This window comes from Amycolatopsis marina (assembly GCF_900111885.1).
GTDB classification, from domain to species: Bacteria; Actinomycetota; Actinomycetes; order Mycobacteriales; family Pseudonocardiaceae; genus Amycolatopsis; species Amycolatopsis marina.
The window spans coordinates 291,213-310,986 of record NZ_FOKG01000008.1; the positions used below are offsets into that span (position 1 = coordinate 291,213).

A 19,774-nucleotide genomic window follows, 5' to 3' on the forward strand; every position below is an offset into this window, starting at 1 on the left:
CGGGCTGCACATCGCTCAGTGCCGTACCCGATTCGCTCACGGTGCCGGTCGCTCATGCCTCTTGCCTCACTCGCCTCACAGCGGAATGTTGCCGTGCTTCTTGGGCGGCAGCGTCTCGCGCTTGTCCCGCAGCAGGCGCAGCGCGCGGGCCACGTAGCCACGAGTGTGCGCCGGCGGGATGACGGAGTCCACATAGCCGCGCTCGGCGGCGACATAGGGGTTGCAGAGCGTGTCCTCGTACTCCTGGATGAGGTCGGCGCGCAGGGCGTCGACGTCGGCGCCCTCCTCCTTGGCCTTGCTCAACGTCTTGCGGTGCACGATGTTCGCCGCGCCCTGCGCGCCCATCACGGCGATCTGCGCGGTCGGCCATGCGACGTTCACGTCGGCGCCGAGGTGCTTGGACCCCATCACGTCGTACGCGCCGCCGTAGGCCTTGCGGGTGATCACGGTGACCAGCGGGACGGTCGCCTCCGCGTAGGCGTAGATCAGTTTCGCCCCGCGCCGGATGATGCCGTTCCACTCCTGGTCGGTACCCGGAAGGAAGCCCGGCACGTCGACGAAGGTCAGCACCGGGACGCTGAACGCGTCGCAGGTACGGACGAACCGTGCGGCCTTCTCCGAGGCGTCGATGTCGAGGCAGCCCGCGAACTGGGTCGGCTGGTTCGCGACGATCCCGACGCTCTGCCCGTCAATCCGGCCGAAGCCGACGACGATGTTGGGCGCGAAAAGCTCCTGCACCTCGAGGAACTCGCCCTCGTCGACGACACGGGTGATGACCTCGCGCATGTCGTAGGGCTGGTTCACCGAGTCCGGGATCAACGTGTCCAGCTCGGCGTCCGACTCGGTGACGCCGTCTACGATGGACTCGCCGGAGGGCTCCGGCGCCTCGAACAGCGGCGGCTCGGAGAGGTTGTTCGAGGGCAGGAACGACAGCAGTTCCTTGACGTAGGCGATCGCGTCCTCGTCGTCGCTGCCCATGTAGTGCGCGTTGCCGGACTTGGTGTTGTGCGTGCGGGCGCCGCCGAGCTCCTCGAGGGTGACCTCCTCGCCGGTCACCGTCTTCACCACGTCCGGTCCGGTGATGAACATCTGCGAGGTCTGGTCGACCATCACCACGAAGTCGGTGAGCGCGGGGGAGTAGACGTGCCCGCCCGCGTTCGCGCCCATGATCAGCGAGATCTGCGGCACCACGCCGGAGGCCTTGACGTTGCGGGTGAAGATCTCCCCGTAGAGGCCGAGCGAGACGACACCTTCCTGGATCCGCGCGCCACCGCCCTCGTTGATCCCGACGATCGGCCTGCCGGTCTTGATGGCCAGGTCCATGACCTTGACGATCTTCTCGCCGTAGACCTCGCCGAGTGAGCCACCGAAGACGGTCACGTCCTGGCTGAACACGCAGACCGGCCGGCCGTCGACCGTGCCGTAGCCGGTCACGACGCCGTCGCCGTACGGGCGGTTCTTCTCCTGACCGAAGTTGGTGGAGCGGTGCCGGGCGAGCTCGTCGAGCTCGACGAACGATCCGGGGTCGAGCAGCAGGTCGATCCGCTCACGAGCGGTCTTCTTGCCCTTGGCGTGCTGCCGCTCCACCGCGCGGGCCGACCCGGCGTGCACCGCGTCGTCGTAGCGCTGATAGAGATCGGCGAGTTTGCCTGCCGTCGTGTGGATGTCCGGTTTGGTGCCGGCCAGTTCAGGGGGCGTCCCGATCGGCTCCGTCGCGCTGCTCATGACTTTTGCCTCACTCGCCGGCGGGCTGCACATCGCTCAGTGCCGTGCCCGGCTTGTTCACGGTGCCAGTCGCTCATAGAGGCGCAGCCTAACGACAGCAGCGCCCTGTCGCGCTGTGGCGTAGGCAACGTCACCGCTTGTCACCACGTGCGAGCGGGCACCGGAACAGGTCATAAGGTGCACCGTATGGCTCCCATCGATGCGAGCAGGCTCCGCGCCGATCTGCTGCGGCCCGCAGGCCCCTACGCGGCGCTCGACGTGGTCTCTGTCACCGGCTCCACCAACGCCGACCTGCGGATGGCCGTCACCGAAGGGGCCGAGGACCGCACCGTGCTGATCGCCGAGGAGCAGACCGCGGGGTCGGGCCGGCGGGGCCGGGTCTGGAACTCGCCCCCGGGAGCGGGCATCTACTGCAGCGTGCTGCTGCGGCCCCGGGACGTCTCCTTTGCCCGGCTGGGTTCCCTCTCGGTCGTCGCGGGTCTCGCGGTGACCGACGTCGCCTCGGCACTCGGCGTCGACGCCGTGCTCAAGTGGCCCAACGACGTGCTCGCGGGCCCGGAACGGGGCAAGTGCGCGGGCATCCTGTCCGAGGCGGCGTCCTCCGACGAGATCGCCGTGGTGCTCGGGATCGGGCTGAACGTGCGCCCGTCCCCCGTGCCGGTGTCTCCCGGGCCGGGCGGCCTGCCCGCGACCTCGCTGCGGGAGCAGGGGGCGCGGACCACGGACCGCACACAGATCGCCGCGCTGCTGCTGGCCGCGCTCGCCGACCGCGAGGACAGCTGGCGGCAGGCGCGCGGGGATCTTGCCGCCGCGGGCCTGCTGCAGGACTACCGGGACCGGTGCGCGACGCTCGGTCAGGAGGTCAAGGCGATACTCGCCGACGGCGGCACGTTGTTCGGCGTCGCGGTCGATGTTGACGACGCGGGACAGCTGATCCTGGACACGGGCGGCAGGCGCCGCACCCTGTACGCGGGGGACGTGGTGCACCTGCGCTCACCGCAGCAGGCCTCATGACGAACACGGTGACGAAACACCGCGCGATGAGCGGCCGAGGGGCCCCGCGCCGGTACGGTTGGCACACCAGTACTTAAGGGAGCCGGGCTCGTGGGCCCGCCGGGACGGGGAGCGTTCGAGTGGCCTATCCAGACGATCTGCTCAGCGAGGGCGAGAGCATCGTGGTGCACAAGCACCCGCACTTCAAGATGCTGGTCGTCCCGGTGTTCGTGCTGCTGCTCACGCTGGGCGCCGGTATCTGGCTCGCGCTGCTGGCGCGGGACATCTCGCCGCCGTGGGACCTGATCACCCTGATCGCCATCGGCGCGGTCGCGCTGCTGCTGGTCGTGTGGCTGTTCCTCGCGCCGTTGGTGCGCTGGCGCACGACGCACTTCATCGTCACCTCCGACCGGGTCATCGCGCGGGAGGGCGTGATCAAGCGCACGGGAATCGACATCCCGATGTCGCGGATCAACAGCGTCCAGTTCGAGCACGGCCTGCTCGACCGGGTCTTCGGCTGCGGGACGCTGATCATCGAGTCGGCGTCGGACCAGCCGTTGAAGTTCGACGACATCCCGAGCGTGGAGAAGGTGCACACCTTCATCTACCGCGAGGTCAATGACAACCCGTACGACGACTACGCGGAACGGGGTCAGGCAGGGCCGGGATTCGACGAGGAACCACCGCCGCCGCAGCCCCGCACGCGCGGACGGAGGCGCTGAGCCTGCCATGGGTGCACGTGAACTGGACCTGCCCGAGCGGGTGGCCTCCTCGGGCGAGCTGCCGGAGCGGGTGACGATCTGGGAGGTCGGTGCCAGGGACGGCCTGCAGAACGAGTCGGTGTCCGTGCCGGTGGAGGTGAAGCTGGAGTTCCTCGACCGGCTGGCCCGTGCCGGGCTCCCCGTGCTCGAGGCGACCAGTTTCGTGCATCCGAAGTGGGTGCCGCAGCTGGCCGATGCCGAGGAACTGCTGGCGCGCCTCGACGCGCACGACCAGGTGCGGTATCCCGTGCTGGTGCCCAACGAGAAGGGCCTGGACCGGGCGCTCGCGGCGGGTGTGCGCGAGATCGCGGTGTTCGCGAGCGCGACGGAGACGTTCGCCCGCCGCAACCTCAACTCGGGTCTCGACGAGCAGTTCGCGATGTTCGAGCCCGTGGTGTCCAGGGCCCGCGCCGAAGGGCTCGAGGTGCGCGGCTACCTGTCGATGTGCTTCGGTGATCCGTGGGAGGGCGCGGTGCCCGCGGAGCAGGTGGCGCGCACCGGCGCCCGGCTGCTCGACCTCGGGTGTGGGCAGCTCTCCCTCGGCGACACCATCGGCGTCGCGACGCCTGGACAGGTGGAACGCCTGGTCAGCGCATTCGGTGCGGCCGGGACCGGGCCGGACGTCCTCGCGGTGCACTTCCACGACACCTACGGGCAGGCACTGGCCAACACCCTCGCGGCGCTTCGTCTCGGTGTGTGCACGGTGGACTCTTCGGCCGGTGGCCTCGGCGGCTGCCCGTACGCCGAGTCCGCGACCGGCAACCTGGCGACGGAGGACCTGGTGTGGATGCTCGACGGGCTGGGTGTCGAGCACGGCGTCGACCTGGACGCGCTGGTCGCGACGAGCGCCTGGATGGCCGGAAAGCTCGGCAGACCGAGTCCCTCGCGAGTGGTCCGCGCGCTCGCCGGCTGAGGCGCGGTGCCGGTGGACCTCGTCGCCGCATTCCCGCAGGGGAGCTTCACCCGAACGGGGCGTCGAAATCCTGGCAGAGCGCGGAACCATGCGTGTGCAGCGTGCGTCTGAGTCCCAGCCGACCGCTGTCCACATCGGGGAGGACGCCGTGACCGAGCACAGCGCGCGCGTGCAGCAACTGCTCGCCGACTACCGCGACAGCCGCGAGCAACTCGCCACCGCGCATCGCGAGCTGAGTGCTGTCCGCGCGTCGGCGACAGCGGCGGGTGGCCTGGTCACCGCGACCACCGGGCCGAAGGGAACCCTCACCGGACTGGTCATCGCCGACGAGGCGTACCAGCGCTACCGGCCCGCCGAACTGGCCGAGCAGATCGTGCGGGCAACGGCCGAGGCGACCGTGCGCTCACTCGCGGCGGCTGCCGAGGTGCTCGCCCCCGCGCTCGGCGAAGGTGCCGACCCGCAGGCGCTGCTGCTGGGCACCGGCGATCTCGGCGCCGACGAACTCTCCGCGGCCGCACCCCGCGAGGACGACAGCTTCGAGAACCAGTCCTGGGTGGGCGAGACGCGATGGCCGAGCGCGAGGTGACCCCGGCCCAGGGATTCGCCGCCGACCCCGACCGCCTGCTGGTGGTCGCGGGCGACTTCGACGGCCTCGCGGCGCGCGCCGCAGCCATCGCCACCGAACTGGGCGGGGTACTGGCGGGCGCCACCGTGCCGCCGTGGGGCGACGACGAGGTCGGCCGCGGCTTCGCCGCTTCGCACGAACAGCGGGCGATCCGGGCGCTGGATCGAATCGAGGGGCTCGCGGGCGAGCTGGCGGCGATGGGCGCACGGTTCTCGAGCGCGGCCGCGGCCTACCGCGACGCGGACGAGGCCGCCGTCGCCGACGTCGCCGGTACCGAAGCAGGGGACTAGAGGCGGACATCGTGGGAATCGAACTGCCCGCCGAGCTGTCCGGAATCGCCGTGGCCACCGGACTGACCTGGCCCGAGGCCGACGAGGACGTGCTGCGAGCGCACGCCGTTGCCTGGCGGGACGCGCAGGAACTCCTGAGCGTCCTTGCCGCGGACGCCGACACCGCCGCCGCGGATGGGTTCGCCGCTCTTGGCGCCACGGCGGCCGACGCCGCCAGGTCGGCGTGGTCCGGTCTCAGCGATGCCGACGAGGGAGTGCTGGGCAACGCGGCCAGGGAGGCCGGCCAGGCGGCGGAGCGGCTCGAGCGAGCGGCCGAGCAGATCGCCGAGGCCAAGGTGGAGCTGGTCCGGCAACTGGTCCGTGCCGCCGAGAACACCGAGGCTGCCCGTGTCGCAGCCGGGGCGGGCCACCCGGCCGCACTGCTGGGCGTGGACATCACCATCCGGAGCGCGGCGGCCGGGCTCGCCGCCGTGACCGAGGGGCTGGCCGAGGTCGTCGGAACCTCCGGCGGGGCGGTGCCGGTGGAGGCGGGACCGGCCGATCCGCTGGCCGGCCCGCGGGGGGAGCACGGGCAGGCGGGACTGATTAGCGCCGTGACCGGGGTGCCGGTCGAGTTGGTGGCGGCTGTGGCGGTCGGGAGTGGGGAATACGAGTACACAGATCGCGAACACGTGTCCGCGGCTGGCACACAGGTGTCCGCGGACGGCGCACAGGTGTCCATGGACGGCGACACAGGGCCGATACCGATCGTGCACCGGGGTGGTTTCGCCGACGCGCCGACGCCGCGGTCTGGGGTGACCACGGCCGCCGGGTTCGTCGGCGGTCCTGGGGCACCCGGCGGAGCACCGCCGATGCCGTATGGGCCGCCGCCCGCGCCCGGCGGGTTCGGTGGATATCCCGCGGCCGGCGCGCCGGGCGGATACGCGGGGTACGGCGGTCACGTGGGCGGCGGGGGGTACGGCGGGCAGGGCGCCGGTCAGTGGGGCGCGCAGCCGCAGCGCGGCGCACCCGCCCCGCAGACGCCGCAACCACCACCCGCGCCCCGTGCGCCGCGGTCGGCGCAGCCGCAGCAGGCCCCGCCGCCGATTCCACTGTCCTACGGCGCGCCGAGGCAGGAGCGGGAGAGCATCGTGGCGCTCTTCCTGGTGCACATGTTCCCCATCGGGCACCTGCCGGTCGCCTCCGCACGGCCGGCCCGCCAGCTGCCGTCGCCTCCCGAGGAACTGGACTACGCCGCGGGGCTGCGTTTCGCCCCCCACGACCATCCGCGTTCCGGGCTGATCGACCCCGCGCACGCGCTCGACTCCCTTCGTGCGGGCGAGCGACGGCCCGCCGCCCCGCCGGTCGAGGTGCTGCCGAGCCCCCCGACCCGACTGACCGAGGACCACGATCCGCTCGCCGGGATGTCGGAGCGGGACTGGGAACACCGGTATCTGGTGCGCACCGCGAGTGGCCGCGTGGAGTACGTCTGGCCGCCCGGCGAGTCCTACCCGGAGGGTGGGCAGGCCGAGGGGGAACCGGTGCTGCTGGCCGTGGGGACCCCGTTGGACCGGTTCGGCACGGCGGCCGGGCGCGTGTTCGCCCCGGAGGGCACCCCGTTTGCCCGGCGCTCGCTGCCGCCCGCGCACCTCGAGGCCGGTTACCGGCGTTATCGCGTGCTGCGCGAACTGCCCGCGTGGCGCGCGATGTCGGCAGGCTGGTTCGGCCAGCCCGGTGGCGGCGTGCGCATCAGGACGATCTATTCCGCCGCCGAGCTGGTGACGCTGGGCTACCTTGCCGACGTCACCTTCGAGGCAGAGAGCTAGTCGAGCCAGAGACACAGGCAAGAGATTGTTGGGAGCAGCATGAACGTCGAGTCGATCGTGCGCTGGCTCGAGGCGCTCGGGGTGCCGCGTGAGGTGATCTCGATCGAGACCGAGGCGGACAACACGTGGTGCCTGCTGCGGGCCGACGAGCAGGAGGACGGCGAGGGCGCGTGGGAGGTGTTCTGGCGCGAGCAGGGCAACCGCTACGACTGGGCGCGGTTCAGCAACGAGCAGGTCGCCTGCCACTACCTGTTCGGCAGGCTGGCGTGGGCGCAGGTGGCGCGGGGCGCGGTGGGCGTCCTGCCCTGACCCGCCCGGACATCAGCCGCGGTGCCGGTTCAGCAGCTCCAGGGTGGCCTCGTGCAGGAGACCGTTGGTGGACAGGGCCGAACCGCCGTCGAAGGTCGCTGCCCCGGTGAGGTCGGTGAAGCGGCCGCCCGCCTCGGTGACGAGCACCTGCGCCGCGGCGACGTCCCACGGGTTCACGATCGCCTCGGCGGCGATGTCGATCGCGCCCTCCGCGACGAGGCAGTGGTGCCAGAAGTCGCCGAACGCCCGGTTCTCCCAGCAGGCGTCGGTCAGCGCGAGGTAGGCATCTCGGGAGTGGTGCTCGCCCCAGGAACCGAGGTGCGTCGTGGACAGGTAGGAGTCCGCGAGACCCTCGACCTTCGACACAGCCAGCCGATGCTCACCCGCGCCGTCGCGCAGCCAGGCCCCGCCACCGGTCGCCGCCCACCAGCGCCTGCCGAGCAGGGGGGCACTGACCACTCCCACGACCGGGCTGCCGTCGGAGACCAGCGCGATCAGCGTCGCCCATACGGGTAGCCCGCGGAGGAAGTTCTTGGTGCCGTCGATGGGGTCCATCAGCCAGGTCCGCCCCGGCCCCGACACGGCTCCGCCGCGCTCCTCGCCCGCCACCGCGTCGTCGGGCCGCTCGGCGAGCAGCACGTCCCTGAGCGCGTCCTCCACCGCCGTGTCCGCGTCGGTGACCGGCGTCCGGTCCGGCTTGCTGCGCACGGTCAGGTCCCGCGCACGGAAGCGCGCGGCGGTGATCCGGTCGGCGGCATCGGCCAAGCGGTGGGCGAGGCTCAGATCATCGGCATACGGCGACACGACTCCGATCGTCGCACGGGGTTGCGCCGTAGAGTTGACCAGGTGAGCGTGGTGCTACTTGCCGAGGACGACCCGGCCATCGCCGATCCGCTGTCGCGCGCGCTGAAGCGGGAGGGCTACGACGTCGAGGTCGTCCAGGACGGCCCTTCGGTACTTCGGGTCACCGGTGGGCGCCGGGTCGATCTGCTGGTGCTCGATCTCGGCCTGCCCGGCATGGACGGCCTCGAGGTGTGCAGGCGGCTGCGCGCCGCGGGCACGGAACTGCCGGTACTGATGCTGACCGCCCGCACCGACGAGGTGGACTTCGTCGTCGGCCTCGACGCGGGCGCGGACGACTACGTGGCCAAGCCGTTCCGGCTCGCCGAACTGCTGGCCCGAATCCGCGCGCTGCTGCGCAGGCGGGCGCCGGACGTGCTGGAGGCAGGCGGGGTGCGGATGGACCTCGCCGCCCGGCTGGTGACCGTCGACGGCCGCGAGGTGCCGCTCGCGAACAAGGAGTTCGAGCTGCTCAGGGTGCTGATGAGCAGGGTGGGCCAGGTGGTGAGCCGCGACGAGATCCTCGCCGAGGTCTGGAACGACCTCGAGTCGAAGACGTCGAAGACGCTGGACATGCACATGTCCTGGCTGCGCCGCAAACTGGCGGTCGCCATGGAACACGCGGAGCACGCGGCATCCGACCAGGCGGGCGGGGCCCGGCACGACGGCGAGCGCCGGATCGCGACGGTCCGGGGCGTGGGGTTCCGCTTCAATGCCGAGTGAGCGTGATGGTGTACGAGAGGTGCCTGCGATTTGGTGATTTGCGGCATGTGCGCGGCGTCAGCCCGCGAGCGGGGAGGCGGGGCGGATGACCTGCGATGGTGAGTGTTGTGCGCGAGTCAAAGCCCCGCCGGGTCGATCGTGACGCGCGTTTGCCGGCAGGCACAGAGTGAGCGTGGTTGAGTGCGTCGCCGAATCCTGCTCGCGATCCTGCTCGCCGTGGCGGTCACCGGCGCCGCGCTGGGCATCCCGCTGGGCATCACCGCATGGCAGCTGGTGGACAACCTCGCGAAGGAGGACCTCGCGGCCAGAGCACAGCAGATCGCGGCCACCCTTGACGACGACATCGCCGACGGGGACGCGCTGGACCTGACCGCCGTGGGCGTTGCCGTGCCGGAGGACGGCGTCCTGGTGGTCCGCAGGCCCGATCAGGCCGATCTGCGCTACGGCACACCGGTTGACGGGAGCACGGTCTCCGAGACCGTGCCGATCGCCAGGGCGGGCACCGTCGAACTCGCCATTCCGGCCGCCCCTGTCCGTACCCGGCAGACTCAGGTGACCCTGCTGGTGGTGCTGCTGGTCGTGCTGTCGGTCGGTATCGGGACCGTGGTGGCCACCGTGACCGCCCGCAGACTGGCGCAGCCGCTGCGGCACGTCGCGGAACGAGCCGCGCGGCTCGGTGGCGGTGACTTCCGGCCCGACCCGAGGCGCTACGACGTCGGCGAGCTCGACATGGTGGCCGAGGCGCTGGACGCATCGGGGTCGGCGCTCGCGCAGCTGGTCCAGCGTGAGCGCAGGCTGGTCGGGGACGTCTCGCACCAGTTGCGTTCCCGGCTCACCGCCCTGCAACTGCGGCTGGAGTCGCTGCCCGTCCACGGCGACGACGAGGTGGCCGAGGACGCGCGGGCCGCGCAGGAGCAGGCCGACCGGCTTGCCGAAGCGCTGGATGAACTGCTCGCGGCTGCCCGCGCCGCCAGTGAGGTCGGGGCCGAACCGGTGGATCTGCACTCCCAGCTGCCAGCGATGGCCGAGGAGTGGCGGCAGATGCTACGGGCGGACGGGCGCACTCTGCGGCTGCGCATCGCCGAGGGGCTGCGGGTGCGGGCGACTCCGGCGCGCCTGCGCGAGATCATCGGCGTGCTGCTCGATAACGCCCTGCGACACGGTGGGGGCACGGTTACGCTCGCCGCCCGGCGGGGGGATTCCGATGGCACGGTGATGGTCGAGGTGACTGACAACGGTGCGGGCGTGCCGGACGAGCTGGCGCCGCACATCTTCGACCGGGGCTTCTCCGGTGGCGGGTCGACCGGGGTCGGTCTCGCGCTGGCCCGTGCGCTCGCGGAGGCCGACGGCGGCAGGCTGGAACTGTCGGTGAAGCGTCCCGCGACCTTCGCGCTGTTCCTGCGGGTCTCCCGGCCACAGGACGTGGCCGGAGTCAGCTGGCCCGCGGACTCCTCCCCGAGGTGACCCTCCGGCTGTGGGGCTGGTGGTGGGGTCAGCGGGCGGGGTCGGGCTCGTCGCCTGCCTCGGCGTCGTCGCGCCTGCGCCTGCCGAGCTCGTCGGGGAACACCCACTTCTTGAAGGCCCAGAACTTGAACGCCATGGCCAGCAGCATGCCGATGATGGAACCGCTGGCGAAGTCGGCGACCTCCTGGACCAGCCTGCTGACGTTCGGCACGGCGAGGTCGAGGCCGTAACGGGAGATCGCGAACGGGATCAGGTTGATCACCATGGCGATTCCGCTGATCAGGAAGAACAGCGCGGCCTCGTGGTGACTCTCCCGCCCGCCGCGCGTCCGGAAGGACCATTCCCGGTTCAGGATGTAGTTGACGATCATCGCGACGATGATCGCGATGGCCTTCGCCGTCGTCGGCTTCGGCTCGAGCACCGTGAGCTTGAGCAGCCACCAGATGCCGTTGTCAACGACGAAGGTCGTGCCGCCGACGATGCCGAACTTCAGCACCTCGCGGTGCTTGATCAGGACGGAACGCAGTGGTTCCGGCACCCGGGACAGCACGTTGTCGACGACGGTCACGGGCGCCAGTCTACGGAGGCCGCGATCAACCGAACTTCTGCCACCAGTCCCACGGCACCCAGGGTTTGCTGGTGGGCGGCGCGTTCGGGGGTTTTGTCGGACTCGGCTCGGTCGTGCCGGGCGGTGCGGGCTCGGTCGGCGCCGACGGCCTTGTCGGCTTCGGCTGAGTCGGCTTCCCGGAGGACTCGGCGTCCTCGGGTTTCGTGGTCGGCGCCGTGCCTGGCGCCGAGGATTCCGGGGTCTCCGACGACGTGGGCGGATTCGGCGATGTCGAGGTTCCGCTCGGATCCGCGGCGCCGGGCGTCGTGCTCGGCGGCTGCTGCTCGTCCTTGTCCTTCCCGTCCGGCCACGGGCAGAGGTAGCTGTGGCAGACCGGATCGATGGTCACCGTCCTGCTGGCGGTGGCCGTCCCGAGGGTGGCGGTCACCGTGACGGTGCGGGGGCTGGACCAGCGGTGCACCTGGGCCTTCAGACCGACCTCGGTGTCCGGCTGTAACGGCTCCTTGCTCGTGCAGCTCAGCTCGGTGCCGTGCGAGCAGTCGAAGTCGTCGCCGCCGGTGGTGTGGGCGTATTCGTCCACCGTGACCGCGGCCTGCCGCACGCTCTCCCCGGTGTTGCGCACGGTGATGTCCAGCTGTGGTGGCCAGAACCACGGGAAGATCGGGTTGGTGGACTGACCCACGGTCAGGAGTACGTCGTCGGGCGCGGGCGCGACCACCACCGGCACCTGCACGTTCACCCGGATGTCCGCACCGGAGGACACCGTGCCGGTGACCTGGCCGCCCTTGGCGTCCTCCGCCGCGACCAGGCGGAACAGCAGCACCACGGAGTCGCCGGGAGGCAGCCCGCGGTCCGAGGAGCAGGAGACCGTGCTGCCGTCGCCGCCGGGGCAGTTCACCGTGGTGCTCGGTGCCGCCTGCCGGGGGGCGGGCGCGTTCAGGGAGAGCATGCCGGGGCCACCGAAGACACCGAAGCCACCGTTGGGGCCGACGGCGGTCACCCCCGGCGGGAGCGACAGTTCGGCCTTCACCGGAGGCGAGTCCGAGCCACCGTTGTTGCGGACCGTGATCGGCAGGTCGACCGGACCCGCACCCGGCACGAGTTCGACCCCGTCCGGCGGACCCTGCGCCACGACGCTGGGCGCCTCCGGTTCCTCCGGCGGCGGTGGCGGCGCGGGTTCGTCCGGTTCCGGAGCGGGAGCTGGTGGTGGAGGCACCACGACGGGGGGCTCGGGCTGGGGTGCCGGAGGAACCACCGGCGGTTGATCGGGCGGCGGCTGGGGTGGATCGGCCGGGGGAGCGGGTTCCGCGGGAGCCACCGCGGGCGGTGGCTCCGCCGCGGCGGGAATGTCCTGGCCACCGCCGCCCGCGGTGAGGCCGACCGCGATCGCGGCGGCCATCGCCACACCGGATGCGGCCACCCCGACGAACTGCCGGGGCCCCGCGGCGGCGGCACCCGCTGCCGCACCGCCGGAGGAACCCGCCGCGCCTGCCGTTCCCGCGGCCGCGCCGGCGCCGACCGCTGCCATTCCCGCCGTCGCGGCCGAGGCCTTGGTGGCACCTGCAGCGGCGAGGTAGGCGAACACGGCCCCGCCGAGTACGAGTGGGGCGACGACGCCGCGCAGCCCACCGTTGACGTCGGCCAGTTCGGCGGCCAGCACCCGGCACCGGTCGCATTCGTCGAGATGGGTCTCGACCTGGCTGCGTTCCCGCTTGGACAGCCCGTCCCGCGTCCACGCGCCCAGCCGGTCCGCGGTGGCCCTGCAGCGCTCCGCGGTCGTCTCGGCGAGGTGCACCTGCAGGTAGGCCTGGCGCAGCCCCTCGCGCGCACGGTAGGCCAGCGCGGACACGCCGTTGGCGGTGAGGCCGAGCAGGGGAGCCACCTCGGCGGGCGACTGCTGCTCGATCTCGGTGTGCCAGAGCACGGTCTGCCAGCGTTCGGGCAGGCGGGCGAAGGCCTTCGCGGCCATCGAGCGCTCGAGCCCGGCCACCGCGGTGTCGGAGAAGGGGACGGTCAGCGCTTCGGCGGCGGGCCCGCCGACCTCGGACATGTCCTCGTTGAGGTCGATCTTGCGGTCGCGGCGGGTCTTGTCGTAGGCAGTGTGCCGCAGGGCGGTCAGCAGGTAGGCGCGGAACGCGCTGTCCGGCCCCTTGCCTCCGCGCAGGGTGTCGAGCAGCTTGGAGAATGCTTCGGAGACAAGGTCGTCGGCCTCGGCAGCGGAGCGGGCCAGTTGCCTGGCAAGGTTGTAGGCGGCGGCGACGTGCCGCTCGTACAACGCACCGTACGCGTCCAGTTGGCCGCCTCGGACGGACTCGATCAGTTCGGCGTCACTCTTGCCGCCGAGGTCCGCGGGGACTGTGGACACGGGCCTCCTCCTCCACGCCGGTGGGGCGGCCCCTGCACCGCCGAGCACCTGACTTCGCGCTCAGTGTGACCGACGCGCCCGCCGTCGTCACGTCGTGGGTGGTCAGATGCCCCGGAGAGCGCAGCGAGTTCACTCTTCTTTCCACGGTTTTCCGTCACGGCTTGTGCTCGCGGGCGTCACTTGAACAGACGAATTGCACGGGGGAAGGGTGGTTGGCAGTGGACGTACCGGCAACCGGTGGCCTGTCCGGCGAGGACGGCGAACATCAGGGTGCTGGGCGGCAGGTGACGCGGGAATCCGCCGCGCAGGAGCGCTCCATGCGGGCACTGCGAGCGCGCTGGCGGACCGCGAGCCTGGCTTCCGGCTGGCGGTTTCCCAATGACTGGGCCCTGCCCGAGGTCGACGCGGTCTGTGCCGCGCTGGTCAGGGGACGTGGTCCCGAGCACGCGCTGACCGGTCTCGGCAGGGCGCGGGCCGCTGCGGGGGCAGGGCTCGCGGAGACGCTGGCCGACCTGGCCGCACTGCACGCCGTGCTCGATCAGGTCGGATCGACGGACGGCTTCGTGTCCCCCGACGTGGACGCCACGCCGCCGAGGCTGCTCCGTGTCACCGCCGTGGCCTGGGCGGACGTCGCCTTCGACCAGTTCGCCGGCGCCGAGGTCACCGATCCGCTCACCGGGCTGCCGACGATGGCCTATCTGCGCACCCGGCTGGGCGAGCTCTACCGGCAGGCGGAGCGGGACGAACGGCCCGCGGCCGAGCTGCACACCCTGCTGGTGGTGGCGATGGACTTCACCGCGGCGGCGGGCTGGTCCCGGCTGACCGGGATGATCCTGGCCGCCGACGCCCTGAAGGTCGTCTTCGACGGCGGGGAGAGCCTCGCCGTGCTCGGCCCTTCCACGATGGCCGTCCTCGCGCCGAGGGACAACGGCATCGCGGCCAAGGCCGTGCTGTTGCGCAGGGAACTCACCGAACGACTCGCCGTCGACCGGCAGTTGCGGGAGGTCGGCACGCCCCGGCTGCGACTGCTGCGGCTGCCCGGCACGCACGCACAGGCCGGCGACCTTCTCACCGACCTCCGTCGGTCCTGACCGGGGCTTGTGACCGCATCGATGTCGTTCCGTGATTTCCTGGTCCGGTGAGCGAAACTCCTACCCCGCCCGGCCCGCCGTGGCTGGCCGTACGGACCTCGTTGGGGCGGTTGTCGATGCGCCCCCGGTCCATCGTGCTGCTCGTGGCGGTCCCGCTACTCACCGTGATCGCCGGGGTGATCGGCTGGCTGGCCGACTGGCGCCTCGGTGTGGACAGTGCCGTGTACCGGGCAGGTGCGTTGACGCTGTTGCAGGGGGAGCCGCTCTACGAGGCCAACACCCTCGGCCCCGAGCCGTGGTGGGCGCTGCTGCCGTTCACCTACCCGCCGACCGCGGCCCTGCTGTTCGTCCCGCTGGCCATCCTCCCGATCCAGGTCGCGTGGGGCGTGCTCGCCGCGGCGTCGATCATGGCGATGGCGCTGGTGATCCGGGTCGCGGTCGCCACGCTGCCGCGGCCGGGTGGTGACCTGCCCCGCTGGGCCTCACCCGCGCGCACGACCTTGATCTTCTCCGTGCTGCTGCTCGCGCTGGAACCGGTCTGGCGCACGATTTTCCTCGGTCAGATCAACCTGATCCTGATGGCGCTGATCGTGCTGGACGTACTGGTCATCAGCGCGCGGGGATCGCGCTGGGGCGGAATTCTGGTCGGCGTGGCCGCCGCCGTGAAGCTGACCCCGCTGATCTTCGTGCCGCACCTGCTGTTCACCGGGCGGCGGATGGACGCGCTGCGGGCACTGGGCACCTTCGTGGTGCTGCAGGGCCTGATGTTCGTGATCGTGCCCGGCGATGCCGTGCGATTCTGGTCACACACCATCTTCGACACCGGGCGGATCGGGCCGATCCACTGGGCGGGAAACCAGTCGCTGAACGGCCTGCTCAACCGGATGACCGACCTCGCACCGTGGGCGTCGAACGCGGCGCTGGGCATCGGGGCGCTGCTGGCGCCGCCCGCGATCTGGCTGATGCTGCGCTTCCATCGCAGGGGACAGCCACTGGCCGCCCTGCTGGTGACGGCGTTCTACGCGCTGCTGGTCTCGCCGGTGTCCTGGTCGCACCACTGGGTGTGGGCCGTGCCGCTGATCGTGCTGCTGGTGTCCAGGCTGCCGCACGCCTCGCCCGCGTCCGCGTGGCGGCGCTGGTTGGCCGCGGCGGGCGTGGCCGGGGTCTTCCTCAGCTGCGTGCTGCTGGCGCTGCCCAACGGGCGCAACATCGAACTGCACTGGCAGGTCTGGCAGTTCGTCGTCGGCAGCGCCTACCTGCTCGTGCCGGTGGTGCTGATCGGCGTGCTCGCGGGCCGGTGGGCCTGGCGGCGCAGGCGAGCGCGCGGTGACTCGGACCCGGAGACCGCCGGTGAGCTGCGGCGGGACCGGCAGCTACTGTGAACTCGCTATGGACACACGTACCGGGCTTCCCGTCGTCGGCATGGTCGGGGGCGGCCAGCTGGCCAGAATGACCCACCAGGCCGCCATCTCCCTCGGCCAGTCGCTGCGCGTGCTCGCGGCGGGTGAGAACGACTCAGCCGGCCTGGTGGCCGGTGAGGTGGTGCAGGGACTGCACACCGATCTGGCGGCGCTGCGGTCCTTCGCCGCCGACGTCGACGTGCTCACCTTCGACCACGAGCACGTGCCGGGCGACCATCTGCTGACGCTGATCTACGAGGGAGTCGTCGTCCGTCCCGGCCCCGAGGCCCTGCGGCACGCGCAGGACAAGCTGGTGATGCGGCAGCGGATGTCGGCGTTGGGGGTTCCCGGCCCGCCCTTCGCGGAGGTCACCACCCCGGAGGACGCGCTGAAGTTCGGCGCCGAGCACGGCTGGCCGATCGTCCTGAAGGCGGCCCGCGGCGGCTACGACGGCCGCGGGGTGTGGATTCTCGACTCCGAGCGGACCGCGGCCGAGCTGGTGCCGCAGCTGCTCGCCGCGGGTACGCCGCTGCTGGTGGAGACGAAGGTCGAGATGCGCCGCGAACTCGCCGCGCTGGTCGCCCGCTCGCCGTTCGGGCAGGGCGCGGCCTGGCCGGTGGTGGAGACCGTGCAGTCCGGCGGCATCAACACCGAGGTGCTCGCACCCGCCCCCGGACTGGACAGGGAACGCGCGCACGAGGCGCAGAACCTGGCGTTGCGCATCGCCGACGAGCTCGACGTGGTCGGCGTGCTGGCCGTCGAGCTGTTCGAGACCGAGTCCGGCCTGCTGGTGAACGAACTCGCCATGCGCCCGCACAACTCGGGGCACTGGACGATGGATGGTTCGCGGACATCGCAGTTCGAGCAGCACCTGCGGGCGGTGCTGGACTATCCGCTCGGCACGACGGACCTGATCGCGCCCGCGTGTGTGATGGCCAACGTCCTCGGCGCCGAGAACGCGCCCACGATGGGCCCCGACGAGCGCCTGCACCACCTGTTCGCCAGGTACCCGGAGGTCAGGGTGCACTCCTATGGCAAGGGCGAGCGGCCTGGCCGCAAGCTCGGGCACGTGAACGTCTACGGCGACGATCTGGACGACCTGCGGGTACGGGCCCGCCTCGCGGCGCACTGGCTGTCCCACGCGGAGTGGCTCGACGGCCACGAGATCCACTGAGGGTTACCGGAGTTCTGGAGATTCGATGAGCGAGCGGGCGAAGCCGGTGGTCGGCGTGATCATGGGCAGCGACTCGGACTGGCCGGTGCTGGAAGCGGCCGGAACGGCGCTGGACGAGTTCTCGGTGCCGTACGAGGTCGGCGTCTACTCCGCGCACCGCACTCCGCAGCGGATGCTGGACTACGCGAACAGTGCGGCGGACCGGGGTATCAAGGTCATCATCGCCGGGGCAGGCGGCGCTGCCCATCTGCCGGGGATGGTGGCCTCGGCCACCGTGCTGCCGGTCATCGGCGTGCCGGTGCCGCTGAAGTACCTGGACGGCCTCGACTCGCTGCTGTCCATCGTGCAGATGCCCGCCGGAGTCCCGGTGGCCACCGTGTCCATCGGCGGAGCGCGCAACGCGGGGCTGCTCGCGGTGCGCATCCTGGCCGCCAGTGACGAGGGTCTGCGTGCGCGCATGGCGTCGTTCCAGGCCGACCTGGAGCAGCTCGTGCTGAGCAAGGACGAGGCGCTGCGGGCCCGCGTCCAGAACTGAGTCGACAGGGCTCAGGCCGGTGCGGACTGGCCGGGCGGCGGTCCCAGCTGGGCCCGCAGTTCGCGTTTGAGGATCTTGCCGGCCGCCGACACCGGGATCTGCTCGACGAAACGCAGCTCGCGCAGCCGCTTGTACGGCAGGACCTGCGAGTTGACCGATTCCATCAGTTCCGCCTCGCCGGTCTCCTCGTGCCCCTCCGCGCGCACGACGAACGCGACCGGTAGCTCCCCGACGTCGGCCGAAGGCTTGCCGACCACCGCCGCCGTGAGGACCGAAGGCTGGGCGACGAGCAGCTCCTCCAGCTCCCTCGGATAGACGTTGTAGCCCTTGTAGAGCAGCATGTCCTTTTTGCGGTCCACAACGGACAGATAGCCGTCCTCGTCGATCACGCCGATGTCGCCGGTGTGCAGCCAGCCGTCGTCCAGTGCGGCGGCGGTCTCCTCCGGTCGCTGGTGGTAGCCGGTCATCACCTGCGGTCCGCGCAGGCAGATCTCCCCGTGGGCTCCCCGCGGCAGCGGGTCGCCGCCCTCGACGGGTACGACCTTGACCTCGGTGTCGAAGACGGGCAACCCCACGGAACCCACCTTCCTGGTCCCGGAATGCCAGGTCGGCGACAGGACCGCGGCCATGGTGACCTCGGTGAGGCCGTAACCCTCGCTGATCACCGCGTTCGGCAGCCGGTTGGTCAGTGCCCGGAACATCTCCATCGGCATCGGTGCGGCGCCGGAGCTGACCGCGCGCACGGACGAGAGGTCGCGCGTGTGGAACTCCGGGCAGGCGAGCAGGGCGGCGAAGAGCGCGGGGGCACCGCCGAGGGTGGTGACTCCGCGCCGCTCGGCGTCGGCGGCGTAGTGCACCGGATCGAACCTGTCGTGCAGGACGACGGTGCCGCCGGTCAGCATCGGGATGATCAGCGAGCCGATGGTGCCCATCGCGTGGAACCAAGGGGTGAGGTTGATGCCGATCCCGGTGCCGAGCCGAACCGGCCACTCCTCCGGCGAGCCGATCTGGTCGAGACGGGGATTGCCGTCGACGTCCAGCGCGGGCACGGCCCCCGAGCCCCAGCAGGCGGCCTGCAGGGCGTTCACCACGACATTGCGATGCGGCAGCCGGACGCCCTTGGACCGGCCGGTGGTGCCGCCGGTGTACGCCAGGTGCGCGAGATCCGTCGCTGGGTCGAGGCCGACCTCGGGCGGGTCCGGCGGAGCTTCCGCGTGGAACGTCTGGAACTCGACCTGGCCGGGCCCGAGGTCCCCGATCGGGCGGTCGACGATGACCAGCCGGAGGTTGGTGTGCTCGCGCACGCCGTCCAGTGCGGCGGCCACGGGGCCGAAGGTGACCGCGGCCGTCGCGTTCGAATCCACCAGCTGGGCGGCGAGGTCCTTGGGCGGGAGCAGCGGATTGGCCGGAGTGAAGGTGGCGCCGGCCAGCATGGTGCCGAAATAGGCGACCGGGTACGCGAGGCAGTTGGGCAGGTGCAGCGCCACGGTGTCACCGCGACCGATGCCGTGTGCGGCAAGGGCGTTCGCGAACCGCGCGGCGGCGGTACCGACATCGGCGAAGGTGAGTGCTCTGTCACCGTGCACATAGGCGGGACGGGAACCGAAGTGCGCGGCGCCGGAGGCCAGGAGGGAGCCGACCGGGGCGTCGGGGTAGGTGAGTGAGCTGGGCAGGCCGGGCGGAGACGGTGGGGACGTGATCGTCATCACTCGACGGTACGAACAATGCGTGCAACAACACAAGCAGGAGTGAGTAAACGGCGACTAACATGGATCGGCAATACGTATCCGACGTATCCGATCGAGAAGGGTGACGCGAGTGACTGACGGCACCGGGCTGTACCAGCTTGCTGAGGAGCACGAGGAGTTGCGGGCTGCCGTGCGTTCGCTGGCGGAGAAGGAGATCGCCCCGTACGCGGCGGAGGTCGACGAGCACGACCGCTACCCGCACGAAGCGCGGACCGCCCTCAAAAACGCCGGTTTCAATGCGGTGCATATTCCTGAGGAGTTCGCGGGTCAGGGTGCGGATGCGGTGTCGGCGTGCGTTGTGATCGAGGAGGTCGCGCGGGTTGATGCGTCGGCGTCGTTGATTCCCGCGGTGAACAAGTTGGGGACGCAGCCGATTTTGTTGTCGGGGTCGGAGCAGGTGAAGAAGTTGGTGTTGCCGGCGATCGCGGCGGGGGAGATGGCCTCG

19 protein-coding genes are annotated in these 19,774 nt (G+C 71.3%); 14 read left to right on the top strand and 5 right to left on the bottom strand.

The window, feature by feature from the left end; translation table 11 throughout:
- Positions 1 to 75: 75 nt before the first annotated feature.
- Positions 76 to 1,725, bottom strand: a complete 1,650-nt coding sequence (locus tag BM199_RS15865) for an acyl-CoA carboxylase subunit beta (protein WP_091673971.1) — start codon at positions 1,723 to 1,725, stop codon at positions 76 to 78.
- A gap of 186 nt (positions 1,726 to 1,911) precedes the next feature.
- On the opposite strand from BM199_RS15865, the gene BM199_RS15870 reads away from it, so the two are divergent.
- From BM199_RS15870 to BM199_RS15900, 7 genes are all read left to right on the top strand, one after another.
- A complete protein-coding gene (locus BM199_RS15870) occupies positions 1,912 to 2,739 on the top strand; it encodes a biotin--[acetyl-CoA-carboxylase] ligase (protein ID WP_091673972.1) in 828 nt (275 codons plus the stop codon).
- Between the two features lie 119 nt (positions 2,740 to 2,858).
- Positions 2,859 to 3,440: a PH domain-containing protein gene (locus tag BM199_RS15875; protein WP_091673973.1), complete on the top strand. Its 582-nt coding sequence runs from the start codon at positions 2,859 to 2,861 to the stop codon at positions 3,438 to 3,440.
- A gap of 7 nt (positions 3,441 to 3,447) precedes the next feature.
- Positions 3,448 to 4,392, top strand: a complete 945-nt coding sequence (locus tag BM199_RS15880) for a hydroxymethylglutaryl-CoA lyase (RefSeq protein WP_091673974.1) — start codon at positions 3,448 to 3,450, stop codon at positions 4,390 to 4,392.
- A 148-nt stretch (positions 4,393 to 4,540) separates the two neighbouring features.
- Positions 4,541 to 4,978: a YbaB/EbfC family nucleoid-associated protein gene (locus BM199_RS15885; RefSeq protein WP_091674026.1), complete on the top strand. Its 438-nt coding sequence runs from the start codon at positions 4,541 to 4,543 to the stop codon at positions 4,976 to 4,978.
- On the top strand, positions 4,960 to 5,307 hold the full coding sequence (locus tag BM199_RS15890; RefSeq protein ID WP_091673975.1) for a PE domain-containing protein: 348 nt from the start codon (positions 4,960 to 4,962) through the stop codon (positions 5,305 to 5,307). The genes BM199_RS15885 and BM199_RS15890 overlap by 19 nt, the downstream gene beginning before the upstream one ends.
- Positions 5,308 to 5,318: 11 nt before the next feature.
- Positions 5,319 to 7,112 carry a TNT domain-containing protein gene (locus tag BM199_RS15895; protein WP_091673976.1) on the top strand — a complete coding sequence of 598 codons (1,794 nt, stop codon included), beginning with the start codon at positions 5,319 to 5,321 and terminating at the stop codon, positions 7,110 to 7,112.
- Between the two features lie 39 nt (positions 7,113 to 7,151).
- A complete protein-coding gene (locus BM199_RS15900) occupies positions 7,152 to 7,421 on the top strand; it encodes a hypothetical protein (protein WP_091673977.1) in 270 nt (89 codons plus the stop codon).
- Positions 7,422 to 7,433: 12 nt separating this feature from the next.
- Here the strand turns inward: BM199_RS15900 and hisN are convergent, their stop codons facing one another.
- Positions 7,434 to 8,225 carry a histidinol-phosphatase gene (gene hisN, locus BM199_RS15905; protein WP_091673978.1) on the bottom strand — a complete coding sequence of 264 codons (792 nt, stop codon included), beginning with the start codon at positions 8,223 to 8,225 and terminating at the stop codon, positions 7,434 to 7,436.
- A 48-nt stretch (positions 8,226 to 8,273) separates the two neighbouring features.
- Here hisN and BM199_RS15910 point away from each other — a divergent pair, with 48 nt between their 5' ends.
- Both BM199_RS15910 and BM199_RS15915 read left to right on the top strand, forming a co-directional pair.
- Complete coding sequence (locus tag BM199_RS15910) at positions 8,274 to 8,984, top strand: response regulator transcription factor (protein WP_091673979.1); 711 nt, start codon at positions 8,274 to 8,276, stop codon at positions 8,982 to 8,984.
- 180 nt (positions 8,985 to 9,164) lie between these two features.
- Positions 9,165 to 10,448 carry an ATP-binding protein gene (locus BM199_RS15915; RefSeq protein ID WP_091673980.1) on the top strand — a complete coding sequence of 428 codons (1,284 nt, stop codon included), beginning with the start codon at positions 9,165 to 9,167 and terminating at the stop codon, positions 10,446 to 10,448.
- Between the two features lie 28 nt (positions 10,449 to 10,476).
- Here BM199_RS15915 and BM199_RS15920 read toward each other — a convergent pair whose 3' ends face one another.
- Together BM199_RS15920 and BM199_RS15925 are read right to left on the bottom strand one after the other, a co-directional pair.
- Positions 10,477 to 11,016: a GtrA family protein gene (locus BM199_RS15920; RefSeq protein ID WP_091673981.1), complete on the bottom strand. Its 540-nt coding sequence runs from the start codon at positions 11,014 to 11,016 to the stop codon at positions 10,477 to 10,479.
- 25 nt (positions 11,017 to 11,041) lie between these two features.
- The gene (locus tag BM199_RS15925) at positions 11,042 to 13,381 is read right to left on the bottom strand and encodes a sigma-70 family RNA polymerase sigma factor (RefSeq protein WP_091673982.1); all 2,340 of its coding nucleotides are present in this window, start codon (positions 13,379 to 13,381) and stop codon (positions 11,042 to 11,044) included.
- Between the two features lie 218 nt (positions 13,382 to 13,599).
- Here BM199_RS15925 and BM199_RS15930 point away from each other — a divergent pair, with 218 nt between their 5' ends.
- From BM199_RS15930 to purE, 4 genes are all read left to right on the top strand, one after another.
- The gene (locus BM199_RS15930; protein WP_425425532.1) at positions 13,600 to 14,472 is read left to right on the top strand and encodes a nucleotidyl cyclase domain-containing protein; all 873 of its coding nucleotides are present in this window, start codon (positions 13,600 to 13,602) and stop codon (positions 14,470 to 14,472) included.
- Positions 14,473 to 14,588: 116 nt separating this feature from the next.
- A complete protein-coding gene (locus BM199_RS15935) occupies positions 14,589 to 15,854 on the top strand; it encodes a glycosyltransferase 87 family protein (RefSeq protein ID WP_091673983.1) in 1,266 nt (421 codons plus the stop codon).
- Between the two features lie 7 nt (positions 15,855 to 15,861).
- Positions 15,862 to 17,046: a 5-(carboxyamino)imidazole ribonucleotide synthase gene (locus tag BM199_RS15940; RefSeq protein WP_091674028.1), complete on the top strand. Its 1,185-nt coding sequence runs from the start codon at positions 15,862 to 15,864 to the stop codon at positions 17,044 to 17,046.
- Positions 17,047 to 17,071: 25 nt separating this feature from the next.
- The gene (purE, locus tag BM199_RS15945; RefSeq protein WP_091673984.1) at positions 17,072 to 17,581 is read left to right on the top strand and encodes a 5-(carboxyamino)imidazole ribonucleotide mutase; all 510 of its coding nucleotides are present in this window, start codon (positions 17,072 to 17,074) and stop codon (positions 17,579 to 17,581) included.
- A gap of 11 nt (positions 17,582 to 17,592) precedes the next feature.
- Here purE and BM199_RS15950 read toward each other — a convergent pair whose 3' ends face one another.
- Positions 17,593 to 19,287 (bottom strand): class I adenylate-forming enzyme family protein, encoded by a 1,695-nt coding sequence (locus BM199_RS15950; RefSeq protein WP_091673985.1) that lies wholly within the window; start codon positions 19,285 to 19,287, stop codon positions 17,593 to 17,595.
- 112 nt (positions 19,288 to 19,399) lie between these two features.
- Here BM199_RS15950 and BM199_RS15955 point away from each other — a divergent pair.
- A partial coding sequence (locus BM199_RS15955; protein WP_143101839.1) for an acyl-CoA dehydrogenase family protein occupies positions 19,400 to 19,774 on the top strand: 375 nt, incomplete at its 3' end.